This is a genomic window from Haloarcula argentinensis DSM 12282 (assembly GCA_000336895.1).
In the GTDB taxonomy this organism is placed as follows: Archaea; Halobacteriota; Halobacteria; order Halobacteriales; family Haloarculaceae; genus Haloarcula; species Haloarcula argentinensis.
Window position 1 is genome coordinate 32,412 of record AOLX01000024.1, and the last position, 22,537, is coordinate 54,948.

Consider the following 22,537-nt stretch of genomic DNA (forward strand, 5'->3'; position numbering starts at 1 on the left):
CGCCATCAGAGATGTGTATAAGAGACAGTCTCGATGGAGATTCCGGAAAACAGCGTCACGGCGCTCATCGGCCCGTCCGGATGTGGCAAGTCGACGTATCTGCGGTGTCTGAACCGCATGAACGACCGCATCAAAGCCGCCCGCATCGACGGCTCGGTCGAGATGGAGGGCACCGAAATCTACGACCCCAACGCCAACCTCGTCGAACTGCGTAAACGTATCGGGATGGTGTTCCAGTCGCCGAACCCGTTCCCGAAATCCATCCGAGAGAACATCTCATATGGCCCCCGCAAGCACGGCGACATCAACAAGGGCCTGCTCGCGCGCCTGTTCGGCCGCGACGACACGGAGCAGGAGGGCGAACTCGTCGAGCGCTCGCTGAAACAGGCCGCCCTGTGGGACGAGGTCAGCGACCGTCTCGATGACAACGCACTCGGCCTCTCGGGCGGGCAACAACAGCGGCTCTGTATCGCCCGCTGTCTGGCGGTCGATCCCGAAGTCATCCTGATGGACGAGCCAGCGTCGGCGCTTGACCCCATCGCCACCTCGAAGATCGAGGACCTCGTCGAGGAACTGTCGAAGGACTACACCGTCGTCATCGTCACCCACAATATGCAGCAGGCTGCCCGCATCTCAGACCAGACTGCCGTGTTCCTCACTGGCGGCGAACTCGTCGAGTACGACGATACGGACAAGATCTTCGAGAACCCCGAGAGCCAGCGCGTCGAGGACTACATCACCGGCAAGTTCGGGTAACCCATGTCACGAGAGTCGTACCAGCAACTGCTGGACGAACTCCGGGAGCACGTGGTCGAGATGGGCGACCTCGTCGTCGAACGACTTGAGGCCGCGCTCACTGCGCTCCGGACCGTCGACCGGGAGATGGCGCAGTCTGTCATCGACGGCGACGACGAGATAAACGAGCTGTATCTGGCCCTCGAAGCCGACTGTATCGACCTCTTTGCCCTCCAGCAGCCAGTCGCGACCGACCTCCGATTTGTCGCGGCCTCGTTCAAAATCATCACCGACCTCGAACGCGTCGCGGACCTCGCGACGAACCTCGCCGAGTACGCCCTGTCGGCCGACCGTCGACTCGCCCCGGATGTCGATGTCGATACTATCGGCCGCGAAGCCATCGAGATGGTCGAGCGCAGTATCGACGCCTACCGGCGTGAGGATGTCAAGGAATGCCGCGCTATCGCGGCTGACGACGACGCGCTCGACGCGCTCTGCCAGCGGGCTAGCGAAACCGTCGCTCGGGGCCTCATTGAACGAGAGGCTGACACGGATGACGGCTGGGCGGTCGAGCAGCTACTTGATGACGTGTCCCGGCTCCTGCTGACGGTTCAAGACCTCGAACGCGTGGGCGACCACGCTGTCAACGTTGCGGCACGCACGCTGTACATGGTCGAAACTGATTCGGAACTCATCTATTAACCATGGAAACACGAAAGATACAGACCGTCGGCGGCGGCACATACACCGTTTCGCTACCGAAAGAGTGGGCCGAATCGGAGAACTGTACGGCCGGGACGACGGTGAACCTCCACACACACATCGACGGGCTGCTGGTGATTCAGACCCCGGAGTCCCGGACCGCACCGCGGAACCACGTCACACTGGAAGCCGGAAACGACGACCCGGCGGAGATAGAACAGCTGCTTCGGGCCGCTTACGCCGCCGGTGTCGAGTCCGTCGTCCTCGAAGCTCCCGACAGCTTCACTGACAAACAACACCGGGCGATCGAACGCGTCACTCGAAACTTGACCGGCGTGACTGTCGCCGAGGAGACTGAATCACAGGTGATGGTCCAGACGCTGCTCGACGCCAGAGAGGTGTCGGTCAGACAGTCGGTCCGCCAGCTCCAGTTCGTCGCGCTGTCGATGCACCGGGACGCGATGGCTGCGCTCACGACCGGGACGACCGGCGATCGCTGGGCCGACCGGGACGACCAGGCCGACCGTCTGTACGCCATGATCGACCGCTATTTCGAGCGGAGTCTGGGTCGCCTCGACGAGATCGACGCACTCGGCCTGACGCGCCCGAAACTGTTCACTCTCTGGGGGACTGCGAACGATCTCGAACGCGTGGCCGATCACGCAGAGCGCATCGGAACGGTCGCCGACCAACTCAACGGCCAGCCCGACGGACCCATTGTCACGGCCCTCGCTGACATTGCACAGGATATCCACACCATCGTCGAAGACGCAGTCAGCGTCATCATCGGTGACGCCTGCGTCGACACCGCCCGACAGACACTGGCCACGCGCCGGGATGTCCGAGAACGGATAACCAGCCTCGACCGACAACTGTTCGAGGCCGGTGACGCTGACTACCGGCTCACGCGCGCTCTCGATAGCCTCGCCAGAACGGCGGAACACGGCGGTAACATCGCCGAGTTCGGGCTTCGGATGGCCGTCCGCGACGGCGCGCTCACGGCTGACAAAGCCGACACTGACGAGGCAAACACGCCGAGTTCGACAGCCGAAACGGAGTCCTGACGACGCACAGCACACAAGGGCCATCGGTTCCGAGACCCGCTATGGTCGACTGGGACGTGTACCTCGTCACGCAGGCGTCGCTCTCGGCGGATCGGACAACCGACGAAATCGTCGCGGAGGCGATCGACGGCGGCGTCGGCGTCGTCCAGCTTCGCGAAAAGGATCGGACCGCACGCGAACGCTACGAACTCGGTCTGGAACTGCGGGAACTGACCCGCGAGGCCGGCGTCACGTTCGTCGTTAACGACCGCGTGGACATCGCCCAGGCACTCGACGCCGACGGGGTCCACCTCGGCGACGACGACCTTCCAGTTCCCGTCGCGCGGGAGCTTCTGGGTGACGACGCACTCATCGGGCGCTCGGTCTCGACTGTCGAAGACGCCCGGGAAGCGGCGGCGGCCGGTGCGGACTACCTTGGTGTCGGCGCGGTGTTTGCCACTGGTTCGAAAGACGATATCGACGACGACGAGTACGCCGTCGGCACCGACCGCGTCGCTGCTATCGCCGAGGCAGTAGACATCCCCTTTGTCGGCATCGGTGGCATCACGGCCGAGAACGCCGCCGAAGTCGTCGAAGCCGGAGCCGACGGTGTGGCTGTTATCACAGCAATTACGCGGGCTGACGACCCGGCGGCGGCGGCTGAAGCATTGCAACACGCAGTCGAACGCAGTCAGTAGCACCGGCAGCCGTCGATGACTTGCATTCCAACGTACCTGTGGGAGGGCAACGAGACGACTCCCGAGACAGTACAGCAGTCAGCCCACGATGAAGTCGGGTGCAACGACGGACACAACGACGAGACAGAGGAGCACAAGAATCGCGACGGAGCGAAGGACACCAGCCGTTTGCCGCCGCCGCTCCGGCAGTGCTTCGGCGATGCCGGCTATTCCGGTCCCGAGTACCATGACGAGCAGCCAACCACCGGAGGACCCACCGACAACCCGGCCATAGATATATAGACCGGCGAAAGTGAGCGTGCCGGCGGCGTGGACGAGTGAAATGGGGCGTCCGGACGGTTCGCTGAAGATCGTCTCACTAATACTGGAGGGCATCGCCGACACATTACCACCGAGGAATCATAAGCTCACTGGCACATGGTTGAGAGACCCGAGCTGGTCTCAGTAGTGAGCGATTCTGCTTCACTGTCAGTGAGTGTCTGACCCGCTGTGTGACACTCGCAGCGGGAGGCTACCGACTGTTCACTCGATGCCCATAGCCCGCTGATTACGACGCCCTCCGGCTACGCCGACTGTTGCAGTTTCTCGCGCAACTGTCGCTCGTCGACGTGGTATTTGAACGCCGGCGACTCGTCGACGAGGACGTACGGGACGCGCTCGCCGTACTCCTCGCGGAGGTCAGGGTCTTCGTCGACGTCGACGAGGTCCAGCGCGATGGTGACTCCCTCGTCGTCGGCGACTCGCTCGATTGTCTCGATGGCTTCCTCACAGAGATGGCAGTTCTCGCGCGTGTAGACGGTGATCGACACGTCGCTCATCACTGGGAACAGGGGGCGACGGCATAAGACTCTCACTCTCCCGCCGGCGATGGGTTTCAGTGTCTCGCGCCCGTACCTGTGCCAATGACAGGCTGGACTATCGAAGACATGCCCCCGCTGAGGGGCCGAACTGTGGTCGTGACAGGCGCAAACAGCGGGCTGGGACTCGAAGGCTCGAAAGCGTTCGCTCGCAGGGGCGCAACGGTGGTGATGGCCTGCCGCAGCGTCGAACGCGGTGAGTCGGCCGCCGCAGAGATCCGCGAGGCCGTTCCGAACGCGACGCTCGATGTCCGGGAGTGTGATCTGGCCGACCTGTCGAACATCGCGTCGTTCGCCGACGCCCTCCGGGACGACTACGACGCCGTCGACATTCTCTGTAACAACGCCGGCGTCATGGCGATTCCCCGGAGCGAGACGGTCAACGGCTTCGAGACGCAGTTCGGCGTCAACCATCTGGGCCACTTCGCCCTGACCGGGCACCTGCTGGACCTGCTCGGGGCCGCCGATGGCGAATCCCGAATCGTCACGCAGTCCAGCGGTGCACACGAGATGGGCGAGATCGGCTTCGACGACCTCCAGCGCGAGCGCTCCTATGGGAAGTGGTCGGCGTATGGCCAGAGCAAGCTCGCCAATCTGCTCTTTGCCTACGAACTGCAGCGCCGGCTTGGCAACCACGGCTGGGACGACGTGCTAAGCGTCGCCTGTCATCCCGGCTACGCCGACACCGACCTCCAGTTCCGCGGGCCGCGGGAGATGGGGTCGACGCTGCGAACCGCGGCCATGGGCGTTGCCAACGCCGTGCTCGCCCAGTCCGCCGAACAGGGCGCGCTGCCGATGCTGTACGCCGCCACCGCCGAGAATGTCATCGGCGGGGAGTACGTCGGGCCCGGCGGACTGTTCGACATGCGTGGCTCGCCCGAGTTCCAGCAGTCCAACGACGCCTCGCGTGACGAGGAGACCGCCGAGCGGCTCTGGGAAGTCTCGACTGACCTCACCGGCGTCGAGTACGACTTTGTGAACGCCTGAAACCGGTCACCGACGCTGCCGAGACACGAGCGGGACCGGCAATCCCCACTTTTTCCCCGCCGGACCGTGAATCCCGCCGGCACATGCAACCAGTCGAAATCGCGGTCAGGCTGCTTGCAGGACTCGCCCTGATCCTCGCGAACGGCTTCTTCGTCGCCATCGAGTTCGCGCTGACGAGAGCCAGACAGTACACCGAGTCCGAGTTCGACGAACCTGGCCTCCGTCGCGCCTGGGAGATGACTGACGATCTGGAGATCTATCTCACCAGTTGTCAGGTCGGCATCACCGCCTCCAGTATCGCCGTCGGTATCATCGCCGAGCCAGCGCTCGCGGCCATCTTCGAGCCGTACTTCGAGTCGTCGGTCTTGGCCGGCGTCGGTCTCGGCGGCGCTATTGCGTTCCTCCTCATCAACCTCGTCCACCTCACCCACGGCGAGCAGACACCGACGTATCTCGGCGTCGAGCGCGCGAAGTTCGTCTGTCGGTACGGCGCGACGCCGCTGTACTACTTCGCCATGCTCATCTCCCCGATTATCGCCGTCGGTGACGGGGTCGCCAAGTGGACGCTGGGACTGTTCGGCGTCGAGATGTCCGGCGCGTGGCTCGAAACCGAAGTCGATACCATCGAGTCCCGCGCGGAACTGCGCAACGAACTCGGCTCCGTCCTCGACCGCGGCGACGTGTCCGACGAGCGCCGCGAGGAAGTCCTCTCCGCGTTCCGCGTCGGGGACCGCGAAGTCAGCGAGGTGATGGTCCCCCGGGAAGACATCGTTTCGCTGTCGCCTACCGACGACGACGCGACCAACGCCGAGCGGATTGCCGAGACGCCCCACACCCGCTATCCGCTCGTCGGCGAAACTCTCGAAGATTTTCTTGGCATCGTCTACATCCCCGCGCTCGTCGACGAGCGCGAGGAACAGGCCGGCGACGGCGGCCTGCTTGACCGCATCGACCTCGAAGCCGTCGCCTCGCCACCAATGACGATGTCGCCGGACACGACCGTCAGCGACGCCATCGACCAGTTTCAGGCCGAGCGCCAGGAACTCGCACTCGTCCTTGAAGACGGCGAGGTCGTCGGGCTGGTGACGGTCACGGACCTGCTCGAAGAGGTCGTCGGCGACATCCAGGACCCGATGGACGCCGAGGCCGGCATCGCCTGACGCTGAAAACATTTACCGGTCGGCCGGCAACCGACGACTATGCCCTCCCGCCGGACCATCCTCGGAACCGTCGCCTGTACACTCGTTACCGGCTGTTCCCGACTCGGCGACGACTCCTCGATGGAAGAAGCCACGGCGACAGCGACGCCAGGCCCAGTAGTATTGTCACCTGTCGACGCCACGGCAGTTCCACACACAGCGACTGTCGGCATCTTTTCCGAGACGACGACAGAACTCGACGCTGCTACCCGCGACGCCTCGGCAGACGTAACGGACCACGAGTGGGCGGACGTGTTTCACGAGTTCGGCTGCGTCGCGTTCGACGGCGAGACCTACGCAGTGGTAGAGCGAACGACCGGGTCAGGTGGGTACATCAACAAGTACAGCGTGACGGAAGTTGACGACCCCGGCAACGAGTCGACGGTCCGCGTGGCCGATCTCTCAGACAGTAATCGGCGCGCAGCCATCGACGCGATTGCAGTGGGAGAACACACCTACGACTCCGATGTGGGCGGCTTCGACCCGAACAGCTCGGTGTACGCCTACAACGGGTCGTACTACGTGTTCTCGCTAGACGTCCACGGTGACAAGCCAGTTGAGGTCACGTACGTGCTCGAAGCGACGGACGGCGAGCGGTGTGTTACGCTCGAACCGCTGTCGCTCGACGACGCCCAAGCCGACTCGCTCGATACAACCCTCCAGTCGGGCGAGGCGTCCACCGTCACCGGCGATGCGGCTCGCACGCTTGCTGCGTCGGACGTGGCGTTCGTGGTTCGGAGCAGCACCTGCTACGAACTGTCCACCCCGAGCAACGGGACCGTGACCTGAGACGGCTATCGCGGCGGCGTGTAGAAGTTGACTGTCTCTAGCGGCCCGTCACCGTCGTTTTCGATGCCGTGGCGTTCGCCAGCCTCGATTCGGACGAGGTCGCCGGCATCGACCCGCTGGGTGTCACTGTCGACAGTGACGGTGCCGGTGCCGCTGACCACGAACAGCCACTGGTCGCTGTCAGCGTGGTAGTTCTCCGGCCCGCCGACGGACTGGCCGGGCTCGACAGTCATCTCCGCGGCCTGTGCCTCCGCAGTCTCCATGACGACCTCGAAGTAGCGGTCGAAACCGAGATGCGCCTGGTCCATACGTTTCGGTCCGTCTATACGGTCGAGTCGCTTTCGGGAACAGGACAACGTGGACTCACTCACCGATGAGAATTCCCGTTACCATCCACGCGCCGAGTGCGTCGAGCCGGTGGGGACCGATCAGAGACTGTAGCGAACCCATCACTGTGGATACGCCACGAGTCGTAATCAAAGCACGGCGGTTTCCTGATACTCTTCTGGAGTTGCTCGCCTTTGTGACCGCTGTCACGCGACTGACCGACGGCTGTCTGACGAGGATATATTTCTCTGGCCGTTTAACTCCCTGTAATCAATGGACGAAGCGTTTCTGGACCTCGAATCGATCGAGGTCGAACTGGACGAGGAGTTGCTCGACGCGATCGACGACAAGGCGTTCGCCGACCACCGCGACAACCGGGATGCCGCGATCCGCGACCTGCTCGACGAGTGGCTGAAACAGCGTGCCACCGAAGACGCGGACGAGCGTGACTGAGCGGGGCCGCGGTCGCCTGTGTGACTGCCTACTGGAGGGCCACGGTCGCGCCTAACTCGGGCGCTGTTGCGTCGTAGCCGTCCTCGCGAAGCGTAGTTGCAAACGCTTCGCAGCGGTCGCCGTGGTTCACGAGTACTGGCGTGTCGCGGTAGCTATCGAGGAACGCCAACAGCCCATCCCGGTCGGCGTGTGCCGAAAAGTCGTACTGCTCGACCCGTGCGCTGACCGGCATAATCCGGCCGTCGATCTCGGCACTGCCCGTCTCTAGCAGGTCCCGACCCGGCGTTCCTTCGACCTGATATCCGGTCATCGTGATCTTGTTCATCGGATTGCCGCGGATTTCAGGGATGTACGTCATCGCCGGGCCGCCCGAGAGCATCCCGCTCGTGGTGACGATTGCCGCCTTCTGGTCGGTGATACGCTTGCGCTGGCCGTCCTTGCCTGTGACGAACCGCGCGTGGGACTTCGCCCGCCGGAGCGCATCCGCGTCTCGAACGAACTCGGGGTACTGTCTGAGCATCTCGGTCACCTGCTTCCCCATTCCGTCGACGTAACACGGGAGATCGTGTGCTTCACAGACGAGCAGCATCTCCTGCGTTCGCCCGATGGCGAAGGCGGGCACGACGACGGTTCCGCCCTCCCAGAGGGTCGTTTCGACGCTTTCGATGAACCGCTTCTCGACCGTGTCCCGGGGTTCGTGGTCGACATCGGCGTAGGTGCTCTCACAGATAATCGCATCCGCGTCCGGACGGGCCGTCGTCCCAGCCACGAGGCGCTGGTCGTCGGTGTGGAAATCGCCCGTGTACAGCAGTCGAGTGTCGCCGTCGTCGACGAGGATGTGCGCGCTTCCCGGAATGTGGCCGGCGTTGTAGAAGGTGACCTCGTAGCCGGCGGCTTCGAAGGACTCGCGGTAGCCATGGGTTTCTGACACCTGCGAAACTCGCTTGACGTTCGTCTCGGTAAAGGGACAGTTGACCGTCCCCCCATGGAGTTTGAGCGTGTCCCGCGCAAGCGTCATCGCCAGTTCGTACGTCGGCGGCGTCCAGTGAATCGGCGGCCGCGCGTCGCCCGACACCAGCGCCGGGATGGTCCCGACGTGGTCGAGGTGGCCGTGCGAGACGACGACGGCGTCCGGCGACGGCGTCCGCACCGGAAACTGTGGCGGCGAGTCGGTCAACATCCCGAAATCCAGCAGCAGCGACTCGTCGATGAGAACGGCGCTCCGACCGATCTCACCCGCCCCGCCGAGAAACTGCACATCCATTATCGGGATGGACGCGTCGCGCCCGTTTCCGTTCGTCGGTTCTCACTGCACCGTGTCGCCAACCGCTGGACAGACAGAATACATTTGAACCAGAACACGACGATATCTGGACGTTCAGTGGCTATGAATCATCAGGGCGTTGCTTTGGGCTACGGTATTGTGTACAGATAACACATCGATTGAGCAGTGTTATCACGCTAGCATAAACAATTATTATACTCGGGGCTCATTATCCACCTGTCATGGCGACACGCCAGCAACCCCCGACGACGTACCACACGTGCAGTTGCGGTGAGGAGTTCGACACGACGGAGGAACTCCTCGAACACGCACGAGAGGCACACGGGCTTAGCGTACACTGACTGGCGTCGCGCCGTTTTTCGCACACAGAAAGACCGACAGCGGCAGGTCAGGATGTCTTGTCGATGTCCTGTCGCACGCTGAACCGCGCGTAGCCGCCGTGTGAGAGGTCAAGCGCACCCAGCCACCAGTTCCACCGCTCGGCGAGTTGATAGTCCTCGGGCGCGTCCGCGAGGTTGTCGACGATATCTTCAACGGTCAGTTCCGCTCCAAAGTCGGTCACGAACTGGTCCGACTCCGAGAGGTCCCGCGCCTGTCTGGCGACGACCGTGACGATATCCGGGTCGGTGTCGAAGGCGTCGCGGAGTTCCCGTTCGAGTTCCGTTCGGTCCACACCCGGGTGTAGGACCCGCATCTGACTTGAATGTACGGTTGGGAACACTACTGTCTTTTCCGACTGAAAGAGAGCCGTTCGGAACATGTCACTGTCTCAGCTACGGGCGTTGTCACTCACCGAACAGCGCCACAAAAATTCGAAAGTAGGTCTCCGATTTTTCGCCGTCGCTTACTCAGCTTCGCTCTGCTTCACGGGTCGCCCTACGGGCTCCCCGCTTCGCTACGAGGCCGACTTTTCGCTACGCTCAGTCGTCGGCCTCGCCCTTCTCAATAGGCGCACCAACCAGATTGCCCCATTCGGTCCAGGAGCCGTCGTAGTTGATGGTGTCGTCGTAGCCCAGCAGTTCGTGCAGGGCGAACCAGGCGACAGAGGAGCGCTCGCCGATGCGGCAGTACGCGACCGTCGTGGAGTCGCCGTCGATACCGTACTCGGCGTAGAGTTCTTCGAGTTCGTCGTAGTCCTTGAACGTCCCGTCGTCGTTGGTGACGGCCGCCCAGGAGATGTTCTGTGCGCCGGGGATGTGGCCGCCGCGCTGCGCGGTCTCCTGGAGTCCAGGGGGTGCGAGGATCTCGCCGGAGTATTCCTCGGGCGAGCGAACGTCGACGAGCGGCAGTTCGCGCTCGATGGCGTTCTCGACGTCCTCTCGGTAGGCGCGGATGGACTCGCGCGGGCCGGAGGCTTCGTAGTCGACCGCGGAGAACTCGGGCTCTTCGTCGGTGAGTTCGTAGTCGTTCTCGACCCAGTACTCGCGGCCGCCGTCGAGGAGCTTCACGTCGTCGTGGCCGTAGTACTTGAACTGCCAATATGTGTAGGCGGCGAACCAGTTGGAGTTGTCACCGTAGAGGACGACCGTCGAGTCCTCGCTGATGCCGTGTGATCCGAGCAGATCCTCGAAGTCATTCTTGTCGAGGATGTCACGGGTGGTCTGGTCCTGGAGCTGCGTCTCCCAGTTGAAGCCGATTGCGCCGGGCGCGTGGCTCTCGTCGTACAGTTCCGTGTCGACGTCCACCTCTACCAGTCGGTGGGCGGGGTCGTCGCTCTGGAACTCATCCAGATGCTCGCTGACCCAGTCGGCCGAGACGAGCACGTCGTTAGCGTAGTCAGTCATAATGCATCGAAGCGTAAGTCTACCAGACATATATTACTACGACTTTCGGCATGTTCAGCCACTCATCCACTGTGCCGGCATATATTGCCCCCACTGGTGCAGATAGAAAATCAATACTTCTGCCGCCCAGTGGACAGGGGCCATGGCTTTCCATGTCTGGGTATATAAACCAGACCTTCTCTCCGAAGAAACGGCAGTATTTGCATGCACCTTCGACCGGCCGTGATGGGAGTTTTCAAGCGGACGGAGCGGTTACGCGTGGACGATGACTGATTTCGTCTCTGCGGAGTGGGTGTCGAGTCGGGGCGACGACCTTCGGGTGGTCGACGTGCGAGACGCTTGGGAGTACGACGGCCTCGGACACCTCCCGAGCGCGGTGAACGTACCCTTCGATTCGTTCCGGGCGGACGAACACAGCGCGGAGTCCGATGCCGGTGAGGGGATGCTCCCCGACGAAGACGACTGGGCGGAGTTGCTTTCCGAGGCCAGCATTACGCCGGAAAGCGATATCGTCGCGTACGACGACCACCACGGCGTCTTCGCCGCACGGTTTCTGGTCACCGCGGAACTGTTCGGCCACGACCCCGACCGGCTACATCTCCTCGACGGCGACTTCTCCAGTTGGCAACTCGAACGGGAGACGACGAGCGAGACGCCGACCGTCGAGCCGACCAACTACGAGGTGACGCGACCCGACTCGACGCCGCTGGTCGGCCCGGACGCGGTCGCTGATGCCGCGGACGATCCTGACGCGGTGCTGGTCGATACCCGCGAGGACGAGGAGTACGACGCAGGCCACATTCCCGGTGCAGTCCTGCTGGACTGGCGGGACCTCGTCGACGACGAGACGCGGGGACTGCTTCCGCAAGACGAAGCACGATCCGTTCTTGAACGTGCGGGCATCGTCCCCGACAAACGCGTCGTCCTCTACTGTAACACCGCCCGTCGGATCAGCCACACCTACGTCGTCTTGCGGCATCTCGGCTTCGAGCAGGTGGATTTCTACGAGGGGAGCCTCACCGAATGGGAGGCACAGGGGCGGCCGCTGGAGACAACCTGAGCCGGTGTCTCGACTGCAGTCTCACACTGTCCCTATCAGCTCAGTTTCTGCTGGTCCCCCTGTCGCTCGCTCGTCAGCAGCGACGACAGTTCGACCAGTAGCGCGATGACGACCGGCCCGGCGATGAAGCCGATGACGCCCAGGGTCAACACCCCGCCGGTGAACCCGACGAAGTAGAGACTGGCCGGGAGGCCGGTCGTGTAGCGGGCCAGTTTCGGCCTGATGACCGCGTCGGGGAGGAAACCAATGAAGACGAGGCCGAACACGGTCACCAGTATCGCCCCGGTGATGTTGCCGTTGATGACATCCGCGACAGCGATGGTAAGGACGACGACGCTGGGGCCGACGACGGGAACGAACTGCAGGATGCCGGCGACTACCGCCAGCGCGAACGCTCCCTGATAGCCCAGCAGCCAGAACACGACCCACGCTACGACGAAGGTCCCGAACGCTGTCGCCGCCTGAAGAACATAAATCGCGTACAACGTCCCCCGAAGCCGCTGGTGGAGCCGGTTGATAACCTCGTGATACGACGCCGGGATCGTCCGATAGACGGCCTTTTTTGGCGCCTGTGGCTGCCAGAGCATCGCGTAGACGAGAATGGCAAACAGGACAGCCTTCAGCGCCAGCACGGGCGATTCGGCGGCGAGGTCGACCGCAACGGCCGTGAGCGTCTCCCGGGCAGCTATCAGCGTGGGGTCGATCTCGATTGGGACAGCGAATTCACCGAACTCGATGGTCACTGTCGGCGGAAGCTTCTGGAAGAAGGTAAACAGGTCACGGCGACGCAGATACAGTACGGCTCCGAGCGGAACGACGATGAGCGTGCCGCTGACAAAGGCAATACCCGTCGTCACCGCCGCTGACAGCCGCTTGTTGAGCCCGTGGCTTCCGAGCCACTCCGAGACAGGGAAGAGTACGTATGCGACCGTGATTGCAAAGAAGATCGTCGAGAGCACTCGCGCGAGTAGGACCGTCGTCAGACAGCCGGTGAGGACGAGCAAGCCCGCGAGGACGTAGGTTCGTCGGCGTGTTACCACGCCCGCCCTTTTCCAGCGGTCGGTAAAAACGTTACCTGCACACGATAGTTCGGTAACACGTCGTCAGGACCGGGAGAACAGCGCTGCTAACTGCTCCCGGGAGAACAGCGTCGTCGGCCGGTCCATATGGACGCCGATCTCGCCCTCGAAGGCTTTCATCCCGGCCTTCTGTATCGGTTCCGGCGCGGAGTAGCCGGCCCGCACCGCGTGGCCAAGGCGGATCTCCTGTCGGAGGTCGTCGCGCCACGCCCGCTCGTACTCGCCCAGCGTCGCCGGGTCCTCGGGGTCGATTTCCCGGGCCGCGTGGTCGGCAGCGGTCATGCCGTAGCGGATGCCGCCGCCGGTGAAGGGCTTGGTCTGGGCCGCGGCGTCGCCGACGAGGAACGACCGCCGGCCGGTGACTCGCTTCGGCGGGCCGATTGGGATGAGTCCCGAACAGCGGTGGTCGGTTTCGACGCCATAGCCGTCGACGAACTCCTCGAAACGGCCGCGGGCGTCGTCGCCCGGCGGCACCGCCAGCCCGTACTCGACGCCAGCCTCGCCCCGCGGAATGCGCCAGGCGAAGAAGCGCGGGACAGTGAGGTGTACGTCGACAAAATCGCTGTGGTCGACCTCGTCGCTGAACCCGAGGACGCCATGCAGCAGTTCGTCGGGCTCCGGGAGGTGGAGTTCCCGCCGGACGCGGCTTTTCGGGCCGTCACAGCCGGCAACCATCTTCGCTCGGTGTGTCTCGACGCCGTCGTCGCCGCGGACTTCGACGGTGACGCCGTCCCTGTTCTCAGTGACGCCGACGACGGAGTGTTCCTCACGAATGTCGGCACCGGCGTCGCGGGCCACTTCCGCGAGGTGCTTGTCCAGACCGACGCGGTCGATGACGTTCGAGATGACCTCGTCCTTGTAGAAGGGGTGGTCCTGGCTACCGGGACCGCCGGTATGGAACCGCGCACCAGAGATCTCGTTCTGGAACAGTTCGTCGCGGGCGTCCTCGGTGAACTCCCAGATATCTGTGCTCACGTGGCCCGAGCAGGCCAGCGGTTTGCCGATCTCCCCCTGTTCGAACACCACCACGTCGAGCCCCCGACTCGCCGCCTGGCGCGCGTACCGGGACCCAGCCGGACCCGCACCGACCACCACAACATCGTGCATACACGTTCTCTCGGTGTCACGAACCAAATAGCTTCTCGATTCAGACGGACTGTTGTCCCTGTTTTCGGGACGACCGCCGGGTCAGCTACCCGCCGTGGGGACCCGTGGATGGCCCTGTCGCTCGGCCAGCCAGCCGCCGAAGCGGCCGGCCAGGCCACCGACCACCATCGGGACCACCAGCAGTAGTACGCCCACTACCAGTGCCATGCCGACACCGACGACCCGGAACCACAGCGGGTTCGGAATCGTCGGGATAGCGACCATCAGCTCTTTCAGCGACCAGAGCGCTGGAATACCGCCGATGAGTCCGACTCTGACTCCGGCGGCAGTCCCTGTCCCGCCGTGGCGTTTGACCAGATATCCTGCGATGACGCCGCCGAGGAAGAGCCCCTGAAATGTGATATCCGATGCCGACCGCAACACGTCTACGAGCGTGAACGCTGCGGGGACAAGGCCGCCGATGAGGGCGCACTTCCATGTCTTCGATAGCTTGAACTGGAGGGGCACAGCCGGATGTTTGACCGCCGAAATGAAAAATTGCATCCCTGATGATACAAACTGCCGGCAGCGTCCGTTGCGCCACCGGTCCAAGCAGGGCGTATTTGTCGGTGTAGCCCCTGTTATCGGCTATGGCAGAGTATCAGCCCGGGGTGTGTAACATCGGAGCGAACCAACGCCGCGCCCGCCGACTGTCGGCCATTGCTTCGTTCGCGGTCGCCATCGGTGTCGCCCTCGCTGTTGCAGTGGGTGCGGTCCCCGACCTGTCGCTGTGGGTGACTATCCCCTTCGTTTTCGGCGGGTACGTCGGCGCGTTTCAGGACTATTTCCGATTCTGCGTGGCCTTCGGTGCGCTCGCCCGCTACGACCTCTCGGGGTCCGGCGGTTCCAGCGGGCGCGTCGTCGCGAGCGAGGCCGTCCGCGCCGATCGGCGAAAAGCGGCGAAGATTCTCCTGTTTGCGGCCGCTGCGACGGCGGTGACGACCGGCCTCGGGTACGCGGCCGTCACCATCCTGTGATCGGTTACCACCGTCACCGCAGTGAAAGCGTAAACGCGACGACAGCGAGCAGCAGTAGGCCCAGCGCCAGCGGCGACGGCGTCCCCGTCACAGACCGGTAGACGAGATAGCCAATACCCCCGCCCGCGGTCACGAGTACCACGACCGAGACGGTGTGGACGAGTTCGACCCGGAGCGTCGAGGCCACGGAGCCCACCTGCGCACCCAACCGCAACGCGTGTCTGGCGGTCACCCAGGCCAGCACGACCGGCACCGTCGCGCCCAGGACCCACTCCGGCGACCCGTCAGCACCGGCCTGTAGCACGGCCACGAACAGGCCGCCGACGCCAGCCGTCAGCGCGAACTCGATACGACGCAGCAGGCCGACGCCAACCGCTAGCCCGCCGACGACGGCGAACGCCAGGGATACAGGGTCGGACGCGACGAATCCGAAAACAGCCAGAACCGAAACCGCGCTGACGCCGGTGCTGAACCGCGGCAGCCCTGGTTCGAACCGTCGGTCCCGCTCAGACGGCCGCGCCACGGGCTTGCACCTCCCTGAGCGGCGTCGTCGGGTCCCAGTCCCGGACCGGGATGTCGTGCCCCCGAAGCGTGGAAAGTCGGTTTTCACGGGCGAGATGCGCGTAGGCCCCAGCGACCGTCGACGGGTCCGTACAGTCCGGGCTGACCACCGAGACACCGTGGCCGGCTCCCTCCAGTTGTCGGACGAGATCGACACCGTCGTCGTCACAGAGCGGCGAGACGACGACCACCTGCACGTCGGGGTCGAGCCGCGCCGTCAGGTCGTCGACGGCCTCGCGGATCTGCGTCGACTCCTCCGGTGGCGTCCACGGAACCGCGGCGTCGCCGGCTAGACGCGTCCGGATGGCCTCGCGGTGGGCCTCGCCGGTCGTCGCCGGCAGCCAGCAGTCGCCCGCCCCGACAGTCCCGATACCGACTGGAACCCCGTCGTCGAGCAATCGGTCGGCGACGCTGTAGGCGGCCGACGCGCCGTGGCGTGGCGCTGGGACATTGCCGGGTGTCGCCGCGACGTACGCCGCACGGCGGGCGTCGACGACCACGGCGACCCGCGGCTGTCGCGGTTCCTGAAACTCGACTGTCGCTAGGTCGCCGGTCTTTGCACGGTGGTGCCAGTCGATCCTCGACGCCGGGTCGCCGGGGCGGTACGCACGCAGCGAGTCGAACTCGACGCCGCTCCCGGTGACTCCTGCCTTCTGTTGCCCCGGCATCTGCGTCGCCTGCTCTCGGGGCGAGCTGGCGTCGTCACTGCGCCGCTCGAAGCCACACGCCAGGCTGTCGTGGCCGTCCGTCACCGCGACGGTCCGGACCGTCTCGCGTGCGCCGGCGAAATCGCCCGCAATCACGAGCGGCGATTCGAACGCGTGGGTGCCCGGGACCGCCGTCAGCGCGTAGGTGAACGACCGCTCGGTGCCGGGCCGCAACGCGGTGGTCAGCCGCGGCGACCCCGAGCGGACGCTGAGTCCGGCGGGGACCCCGTCCAGCAGCCGGAGGTCCGGTATCGTCGTCTCGCCGACGTTCCGCACCGTCACGGTGACTTCGACGGTCGCTCCGGGGGTCGGCGTCCGCGGTTCGAGCGTTCGAGTGAGTTCGATGTCAGCCGTCGGCTCCCAGATCCGGGCGGCCCCGGCGAGTGCGATCCCGAACGCGGCGGTCAGTACCGCCCCGGGAACGCCCATCACGACGCCGCCCGCGCTGGCAAGCAGAACCGCGACGGCGACGCGTCTGGTCCGTCCGGTCGATCGGGTTCGGGGGAGTTCGGCGGTAGGCCAGTACTCGCCCTGGGCCGCCCCGTCACCCATCGTTTCGACCGGAGCGAGCCGGCTGGCCGAGTCGGGCGCGTCGGTTGATAGTCGCTCGGCTAGCTCGGCGACGGCGTGGCGCGCCCGCTCGACCATAGGTAGCTCGGGTCGAACCAGAGGGAGTGACGCCCGACGCGGCAGCGGCGGGCAGAGCCCGTCGGCAAAGAAGGCGGCGGCCGTCTCGTCGGCAGTCCACTCACCACCCGCGAGTCGGTCGGCGGCCGCGCCCGGCGTGTCCCCGTCGGTCCGTCCGAGTACATCGACGCCAAGCTCGTGGAGCGACGCGTACACCCGCTCCCTGGGCGTTCGCTCCCGCGCCCCGTCCCACTCGTCCGCGTCGTCGGCAGCGCGGCGACCGACAGTGCTGATCCGGTCGAGCCGCTCGGCGAACGCCGCCCCGGGGACCCGATACTGGGGCCGGGACTCGGGCGTCGGAAGCCGTAGCTCCGGGTCGTCGCTGTCGAACAGCTCTCTGGCCGCGAGCACCACCGCCGCGGCCCCGACCCCGACTGTCAGCAGCGTCGCGGCCACGCGGGGCAGAAGTCCACCGCCCAGTTCGGGTAGTGCCAGCAGGAGCACGCCGGCACTGATAGCCAGGAGGCCGACGATAGTCGGAATGCGTCGCCGCCTCACGATGCATCACCCCGGACAGGCGTGTCCAGCGACAGTGTGGTTACGACCGCTCGCGCCCGCCGCTCCCGCTCCGGTGTCGCGGCCGCGTCGCCGTACCGGACCGCACAGAACAGTTCGGTCAGCGCCGTCACCGGCTGCTGTGGGAGGCCGGACTCGATTGCCCCCTCCCGAACGTCGGCAGGTGTCACGGGCTTCTCAGCCGACAGTCCGGACGCCTCGCCGACCGATTCGACGTGGGTTCTGAGTGCGGACCACGCCCGATACACGTCGTTTTCTGGTGGCGTATCCCCTGTGAGCAACACGGAATCGGCCGCGGGTGCCGTCGGCGTGGGTGGCGGGTCCTCGTCGTCGGAGTCCGGTTCGGTCGCCTCGCCGCGAGTCAGTTCGTACAGGACGACCAGCCCGCCCAGCACGACGAGCGCGAGGCCGGCGACGACCTGCCAGCGCGGCGGTCCGTCACTTGCGTTCGAGGCGGCCGCAGTCTCCGTTTCAGTCTCGGGAATACGGGTCGCCGACTGGGTCCCCTCCGGGGTACCGGGTCCGCCGCCACCCGGCCCTTGCGGGGGCGGCGTCGAATCGCCTGTCGACTCTCCGGTCGTCACCGTCGGCGCTGTCGAGACGGTGTCGAGCGACGCGGCGACCATCGCCAGCGCGACGACGGCGAGAACAGCCAGCGCCAGCGAGCCGAACCGCGCCACAGTTACGCCTCCCGGTTGCCGGCTCCAGCGGGCCGGTGCGACTGTCTTTCCACCATCCGACTCACTCCCCGGCCGCCGGCGTCTCGGGGGCAGCCGGCGACACCGTCGGCACTGCGACGCTGTCGAACACGTCAGCGACGACATCGTCGGCGGTCGTCCCGTCCACGGTCGCATCGGTCGTCAGGACCAGTCGGTGGGCCAGGACCGGCGCACCGACGGTCTGTACGTCGACCGGGCGCACGTACTCCCGGCCGGCGATCACCGCGTGGCTCCGAGCGGCTTCGAGCAGGCGCTGGCTCCCGCGAGGGGAGACGCCGACCTCGGTCCGGGCGTCTCGGCGGGTCCTGTGGACGATGTCGATGAGGTAGCTCAGGATATCGTCGTCGACGGTCACTCGCTCGGGAACGGATTGCAGGCGGCGCACGCCCTCGGGGTCGAGGACATCGTCGACAGAAGGTGCCTTGGACTCTCGCTCGGTCCGCTGGCGGAGCAACCCCCTCTCGGCGCTGGCCTCGGGGTAGCCGATGCTGGTCTTGACGAGGAAGCGGTCGCGCTGGGCCTCCGGCAGGGGGAACACGCCCTCGCTCTCGACGGGGTTCTGGGTCGCAACGACGACGAACGGCTCCGGCAGCGGGTGGGTGTCGCCGTCGACGGTCACCTGGCCCTCCGCCATCGCCTCCAGCAGCGCGGCCTGGGTCTTCGGCGGCGCGCGGTTGATCTCGTCGGCCAGCACGAAATTAGCGAAGATCGGGCCCTCGGAGAACTCGAACTTGCCGTCACCTTCGCGGTAGACATGCGTCCCGGTCACGTCCGCCGGTAGTAGGTCGGGCGTGAACTGCACCCGCGAGAAAGAGAGCCCCAGCGCGGATGCGAAGCTCCGGGCGGTCAGCGTCTTGCCGGTCCCCGGTACGTCCTCGATGAGCACGTGACCACGGGCGAGGACGGCGGTCAACACGGTTTCGAGGAACTCCCGCTCGGCGACGACGCCCTCAGAAATCGTATCCAGGATCCGGTCACAGTCGTCGCAGGCGTCTGAAACGTTCATCGTACTCCCGGCTGGCACCGCCGACATATTAGTAGTATGAACACAATTTCTCACCGAGAAAACGGGGTCAGACGACGGCCAATCCGCTCGGGACCTGGTCGTACTCGGCTGTCCAGTCTCCATCGTCAGGCCATCGCCTGACCCACGTCTCCCCGTACTTCGACTGGAACAGGCCGTGGTTCGTCAACGCGAGAAAGCCGTCGTCCGGGTCAGCGGCGAGCACCGGCCGGGCCAGCCCCGACGGTCCCGGCAGGCCGTCCATCGATTGCGTCCACCGGTCACCGTCCCACCGATACACGTAGCTCTCGCCGCTGGTGCTGTGCGCCGACCGGGGGCCGCTGGCCGCCGAGACGACGACGCGGTCCGGGTCGTCGGGGTGAACGGCTAGTCCCCACACGTACCGATGCGCCAGTCCCTCCTGCGGGTGGGTCCACGTCGCTCCCCGGTCGGTCGACAGGGCGAAGCCGTCGCCAGCAGCGGTGTACACCCGATCCGGGGCATCGGGATGGGTCGCCAGTGTGTGGTTGTCCCGCCGAGCGCCGTCGGGGTGGTCGACCCACGTCTCCCCGCCGTTGGGACTGTGGACGAACGCGCCGGCCTCGATGGCGGCGTACACCCGTTCCGGGTCGTCCGGCGCGAGGGCGAGCCAGCGCACGTGGTGGGAGTGTGGCCGCGGCGGGAACGCCCACCGCGACGCCGAGTCGAGGTCGGTCAGTCCGGGGCGCTCGGTCCACGTCTCCCCGCCGTCAGCCGAACGGTAGACCGCGCTCGGTTCCGTCCCGGCCCACACTACGTCAGCGTCGTGTTGGCTGACCGTGACGCTCATCACGCGGTCGCCTGCGTCGAGAACCGTTTCCCACGTCGCCCCACCATCAGTCGTCCGCTGGAGGCCAGCGTCCGAGGTGCCCACGAAGGCACGCCCCGGCTCGGACGCTCCTGCAGCGATACACTCGATGTCGTGGCCGAGGAGGCCGCCGTCCCAGCCGCTGTGGCTGTCGCCGACGAGGACGCGGTCCCCGAGCGCGGCGTAGACGGTGTCCATAGCCGACTGTACGACGCCCGGGCGAAGAAAGCTGGCGGTGGTCAGCGACTGACCGACCGTGTCAGTGCGAAGACGTACAGCGCGACGAAGAAGGCGCCGAGGAACGCCTCGGACTGGGCCAGCAGGGAGACGGTCGGATCGCTGACCTCGCCGACGCCGCCGAGGAAGAACGCGATGAATGACCCGAGGCTGAGCTGGCCGTACTGGCTAACACTCGCGAACAGGTCCGGCGCGATGGCGAGGTACAGGCCCGCGTATGCGGCGATGAGTACAGCCGACGCCGCGAGCGTGTACGACGCCCGCTCGCCGTAGCCGGTCGTCACGAACAGGAACACGTTCATCCCCCAGCGGGCGAGCGCCCGCGCCCGCTCTCGCAGGGATGCGCCGCTGTCGCGGACGCGCCGGGAGTGACAGCGCCGCCGGTAGGCCAACTGTGACATGAAGAACTCGGAGGCAGCGGTGTTGTCGGCGATGTCGTTCGCGCCGTTTTTCGCCCGGAGATACGTCACTTCACCGGCAGCGGCATCGATTTGCCCGTCCATCGCCGCCGACAGTCGTTCGAATGTCGTGCTGGCATCCGTATCGAGCGCCCCGGCCCTGGCCCGCTCGGCCGCCAGGTCGACCACTGTCGCCGGTTCGTCGGCCGCTGGGTCCGTGCCGTCCGCCAGGGCTCCGACCGCGTCATCGAGGGCGGCCGGGTACGCTAGTGCGGCCCGAAGGCCGTCCCGAAGCGCGCTATCGAGTTCGTGCAAGCAGTAGTTGGCCCCCTCCAGATCGAGAGCATCGTCATCACGGAAGTCGAAGCCCGCGAACCGTGTCCGATAGAACGCAACTCTGTCGAGGACGCTCTCTGTCCCGTCGCCCTCGAATCGGAGCGTCCCCAGCGTCGTCCGCTTCAAGTCATACACCGTGGCTCCTGCGTTCGGCTGACCGAACACACCGTCCTCGACCGTCGTCTCGGTCAGTGAGACGAACGCGACTCCGTCTGGCCCCACAGCGGTCGGTTGCAGGTCGACCGTGCCGACAGCGCAGTCGTGGAGTCCCACAGTGCCCAGACAGGTCACGTCTGGCGCACGTAGCCGGTCGATATCGCTGTCTTCGAACTGCGGGCTCGCCAGCGTCGCCCCGTCTAACTGCAGGTCCGCCACGGTCGTGTCAGCGAACTCAGCCCCGACTACCGCCGCGTCTGTGGCGTCGAGTCGCTCGATGTCCGCCCCGGCGAAGTCGGTACCGACGAACACCGAGTCGTGGACGACCAGTTTCATCGAAACCACCGCGTCGGCGAACGTCGCATCGGTAAGCGTCACGTCTGGGAGGTAGAGCCGCTCGGCCTCGACCCGCTCGAAGACGGCCTCGTCGTAGCTGGTCTCGTTGAAGTAGCCGCCGCTGAACGTCGCGCCATAGAACCGCGCTGTGCCGAAATCCGCCCACCGGAAGTCAGCCTCGTCGAAGGTCGCGTGGTAGAAATCCCCGGTCCCGAACGTCGCCTCGTCGAAGTCGGCCATCTCCAGCGTGGCGTGCTGGAACGACCCCTCATCGATAGTCACCCGATCGAATCCAGCGTCGGTCACCGACGCCCGGTCGAAGGTTGTGGTTCCAATTGTCGCGTCGCGGGCGTCAATCTCGGAGAGCACTGCACGCTCGAACGTAGCGGTGTCCAGTTGTGCGTCCCGGATGTCCACCCGGTCCGCCGTCACCCCGGTAAACACTGCCTCGGCAATCGTCGCGTGCCTCGCGTCGATCTCGTGATACGTCCCGTCAAAGGTCGCTGTCCCCGTGACCGTCGTTCCCCGGAGGTCGAGGCGCTGGCCGAACTCGCTGTCGGTACAGTCAAGTCGGTTGATTGTCGCTCCGCGGAGGTCGACCGGGTGGTTGTCGGCGGCGTCGACCACCGCGTTCGACAGGTCGAGGACGTCGAAGGTGGCACCGATGAACTGTTTTGCTCGCTTGCGGTCCTCCCGACTTGCGGTGGGATCTCCAGCAATCGCATCGAGGAACGCCTCGGATACGTCCACGTCGTCGGGGATGGCCTCGGACCGGCAGTGGAACGGACACCGTTCTCTGTCTTCGAGCGCGCCGTGTGGACAGTCCCACTCCTGTTCGGGTTCGGCTTCGAACCCTGCGAGGTCGTCGGTGAACGTACAGCGACTCTCGGCGCGCCCCGACCAGGCCATCGTT

Annotated in this window: 24 protein-coding genes and 1 pseudogene; 10 read left to right on the forward strand and 15 right to left on the reverse strand. The window is 65.4% G+C overall.

The features are described 5' to 3' along the window. Positions 1-27: 27 nt before the first annotated feature. The 4 genes and pseudogenes from pstB to thiE form a co-directional block, all read left to right on the forward strand. Positions 28-756, forward strand: a pseudogene (pstB, locus tag C443_RS15085) (phosphate ABC transporter ATP-binding protein PstB); the annotation flags it as partial. A 3-nt stretch (positions 757-759) separates the two neighbouring features. Then, complete coding sequence (phoU, locus tag C443_RS15090; protein WP_005537430.1) at positions 760-1,437, forward strand: phosphate signaling complex protein PhoU; 678 nt, start codon at positions 760-762, stop codon at positions 1,435-1,437. Positions 1,438-1,439: 2 nt separating this feature from the next. Beyond that, positions 1,440-2,501 (forward strand): phosphate uptake regulator PhoU, encoded by a 1,062-nt coding sequence (locus C443_RS15095; RefSeq protein WP_005537431.1) that lies wholly within the window; start codon positions 1,440-1,442, stop codon positions 2,499-2,501. Between the two features lie 41 nt (positions 2,502-2,542). Then, entirely contained in the window at positions 2,543-3,178 is a 636-nt protein-coding gene (gene thiE / locus C443_RS15100; RefSeq protein ID WP_005537432.1) for a thiamine phosphate synthase, read from the forward strand. A gap of 78 nt (positions 3,179-3,256) precedes the next feature. Here the strand turns inward: thiE and C443_RS15105 are convergent, their stop codons facing one another. After that, on the reverse strand, positions 3,257-3,553 hold the full coding sequence (locus C443_RS15105; RefSeq protein WP_005537433.1) for a hypothetical protein: 297 nt from the start codon (positions 3,551-3,553) through the stop codon (positions 3,257-3,259). Positions 3,554-3,741: 188 nt separating this feature from the next. Beyond that, on the reverse strand, positions 3,742-3,996 hold the full coding sequence (locus tag C443_RS15110; protein WP_005537434.1) for a glutaredoxin family protein: 255 nt from the start codon (positions 3,994-3,996) through the stop codon (positions 3,742-3,744). Between the two features lie 84 nt (positions 3,997-4,080). Here C443_RS15110 and C443_RS15115 point away from each other — a divergent pair, with 84 nt between their 5' ends. From C443_RS15115 to C443_RS15125, 3 genes are all read left to right on the forward strand, one after another. Next, positions 4,081-5,022, forward strand: a complete 942-nt coding sequence (locus C443_RS15115; protein ID WP_005537435.1) for an oxidoreductase — start codon at positions 4,081-4,083, stop codon at positions 5,020-5,022. Between the two features lie 83 nt (positions 5,023-5,105). Then, positions 5,106-6,182, forward strand: coding sequence for a CNNM domain-containing protein (locus tag C443_RS15120; protein WP_005537436.1), 1,077 nt, complete (start codon positions 5,106-5,108; stop codon positions 6,180-6,182). A 39-nt stretch (positions 6,183-6,221) separates the two neighbouring features. Further along, positions 6,222-7,010: a hypothetical protein gene (locus C443_RS15125; RefSeq protein ID WP_005537437.1), complete on the forward strand. Its 789-nt coding sequence runs from the start codon at positions 6,222-6,224 to the stop codon at positions 7,008-7,010. Positions 7,011-7,015: 5 nt separating this feature from the next. Here the strand turns inward: C443_RS15125 and C443_RS15130 are convergent, their stop codons facing one another. Further along, positions 7,016-7,318: a cupin domain-containing protein gene (locus tag C443_RS15130; protein ID WP_005537438.1), complete on the reverse strand. Its 303-nt coding sequence runs from the start codon at positions 7,316-7,318 to the stop codon at positions 7,016-7,018. A 292-nt stretch (positions 7,319-7,610) separates the two neighbouring features. Between C443_RS15130 and C443_RS15135 the strand changes: the two genes are divergently transcribed. Next, positions 7,611-7,790, forward strand: a complete 180-nt coding sequence (locus C443_RS15135) for a ribbon-helix-helix protein, CopG family (RefSeq protein ID WP_005537440.1) — start codon at positions 7,611-7,613, stop codon at positions 7,788-7,790. 28 nt (positions 7,791-7,818) lie between these two features. On the opposite strand, the gene C443_RS15140 is transcribed toward C443_RS15135, so the two are convergent. The 3 genes from C443_RS15140 to C443_RS15150 all read right to left on the reverse strand — a co-directional run bounded on the left by C443_RS15140 (position 7,819) and on the right by C443_RS15150 (position 10,859). After that, positions 7,819-9,054, reverse strand: coding sequence for an MBL fold metallo-hydrolase (locus tag C443_RS15140; RefSeq protein ID WP_005537441.1), 1,236 nt, complete (start codon positions 9,052-9,054; stop codon positions 7,819-7,821). Between the two features lie 409 nt (positions 9,055-9,463). Continuing rightward, entirely contained in the window at positions 9,464-9,769 is a 306-nt protein-coding gene (locus C443_RS15145) for a hypothetical protein (RefSeq protein ID WP_005537442.1), read from the reverse strand. Positions 9,770-9,995: 226 nt separating this feature from the next. After that, positions 9,996-10,859, reverse strand: a complete 864-nt coding sequence (locus tag C443_RS15150) for a sulfurtransferase (protein WP_005537443.1) — start codon at positions 10,857-10,859, stop codon at positions 9,996-9,998. Between the two features lie 265 nt (positions 10,860-11,124). Between C443_RS15150 and C443_RS15155 the strand changes: the two genes are divergently transcribed. Continuing rightward, complete coding sequence (locus C443_RS15155; RefSeq protein ID WP_005537444.1) at positions 11,125-11,919, forward strand: sulfurtransferase; 795 nt, start codon at positions 11,125-11,127, stop codon at positions 11,917-11,919. Between the two features lie 35 nt (positions 11,920-11,954). Here the strand turns inward: C443_RS15155 and C443_RS15160 are convergent, their stop codons facing one another. The 3 genes from C443_RS15160 to C443_RS15170 form a co-directional block, all read right to left on the reverse strand. Further along, complete coding sequence (locus C443_RS15160) at positions 11,955-12,959, reverse strand: AI-2E family transporter (protein ID WP_049944086.1); 1,005 nt, start codon at positions 12,957-12,959, stop codon at positions 11,955-11,957. A 63-nt stretch (positions 12,960-13,022) separates the two neighbouring features. Then, the gene (locus C443_RS15165; protein ID WP_005537446.1) at positions 13,023-14,105 is read right to left on the reverse strand and encodes a geranylgeranyl reductase family protein; all 1,083 of its coding nucleotides are present in this window, start codon (positions 14,103-14,105) and stop codon (positions 13,023-13,025) included. Positions 14,106-14,186: 81 nt separating this feature from the next. Next, positions 14,187-14,648: a DUF5518 domain-containing protein gene (locus tag C443_RS15170; RefSeq protein WP_005537447.1), complete on the reverse strand. Its 462-nt coding sequence runs from the start codon at positions 14,646-14,648 to the stop codon at positions 14,187-14,189. An 86-nt stretch (positions 14,649-14,734) separates the two neighbouring features. Here C443_RS15170 and C443_RS15175 point away from each other — a divergent pair, with 86 nt between their 5' ends. Continuing rightward, positions 14,735-15,121, forward strand: coding sequence for a hypothetical protein (locus tag C443_RS15175; protein WP_005537448.1), 387 nt, complete (start codon positions 14,735-14,737; stop codon positions 15,119-15,121). A gap of 13 nt (positions 15,122-15,134) precedes the next feature. On the opposite strand, the gene C443_RS15180 is transcribed toward C443_RS15175, so the two are convergent. From C443_RS15180 to C443_RS15205, 6 genes are all read right to left on the reverse strand, one after another. Then, positions 15,135-15,644 carry a DUF7519 family protein gene (locus C443_RS15180; RefSeq protein WP_005537449.1) on the reverse strand — a complete coding sequence of 170 codons (510 nt, stop codon included), beginning with the start codon at positions 15,642-15,644 and terminating at the stop codon, positions 15,135-15,137. Then, a complete protein-coding gene (locus tag C443_RS15185) occupies positions 15,628-17,574 on the reverse strand; it encodes a DUF58 domain-containing protein (protein WP_005537451.1) in 1,947 nt (648 codons plus the stop codon). The genes C443_RS15180 and C443_RS15185 overlap by 17 nt, the downstream gene beginning before the upstream one ends. Further along, the gene (locus C443_RS15190) at positions 17,571-18,272 is read right to left on the reverse strand and encodes a DUF4129 domain-containing protein (protein WP_005537452.1); all 702 of its coding nucleotides are present in this window, start codon (positions 18,270-18,272) and stop codon (positions 17,571-17,573) included. The genes C443_RS15185 and C443_RS15190 overlap by 4 nt, the downstream gene beginning before the upstream one ends. A gap of 61 nt (positions 18,273-18,333) precedes the next feature. Continuing rightward, positions 18,334-19,317 carry an AAA family ATPase gene (locus tag C443_RS15195; protein ID WP_005537453.1) on the reverse strand — a complete coding sequence of 328 codons (984 nt, stop codon included), beginning with the start codon at positions 19,315-19,317 and terminating at the stop codon, positions 18,334-18,336. A gap of 67 nt (positions 19,318-19,384) precedes the next feature. After that, positions 19,385-20,359 (reverse strand): WD40/YVTN/BNR-like repeat-containing protein, encoded by a 975-nt coding sequence (locus tag C443_RS15200; protein ID WP_005537454.1) that lies wholly within the window; start codon positions 20,357-20,359, stop codon positions 19,385-19,387. A gap of 41 nt (positions 20,360-20,400) precedes the next feature. Beyond that, positions 20,401-22,533 carry a pentapeptide repeat-containing protein gene (locus tag C443_RS15205; RefSeq protein ID WP_005537455.1) on the reverse strand — a complete coding sequence of 711 codons (2,133 nt, stop codon included), beginning with the start codon at positions 22,531-22,533 and terminating at the stop codon, positions 20,401-20,403. Between the last annotated feature and the right edge of the window lie 4 nt (positions 22,534-22,537).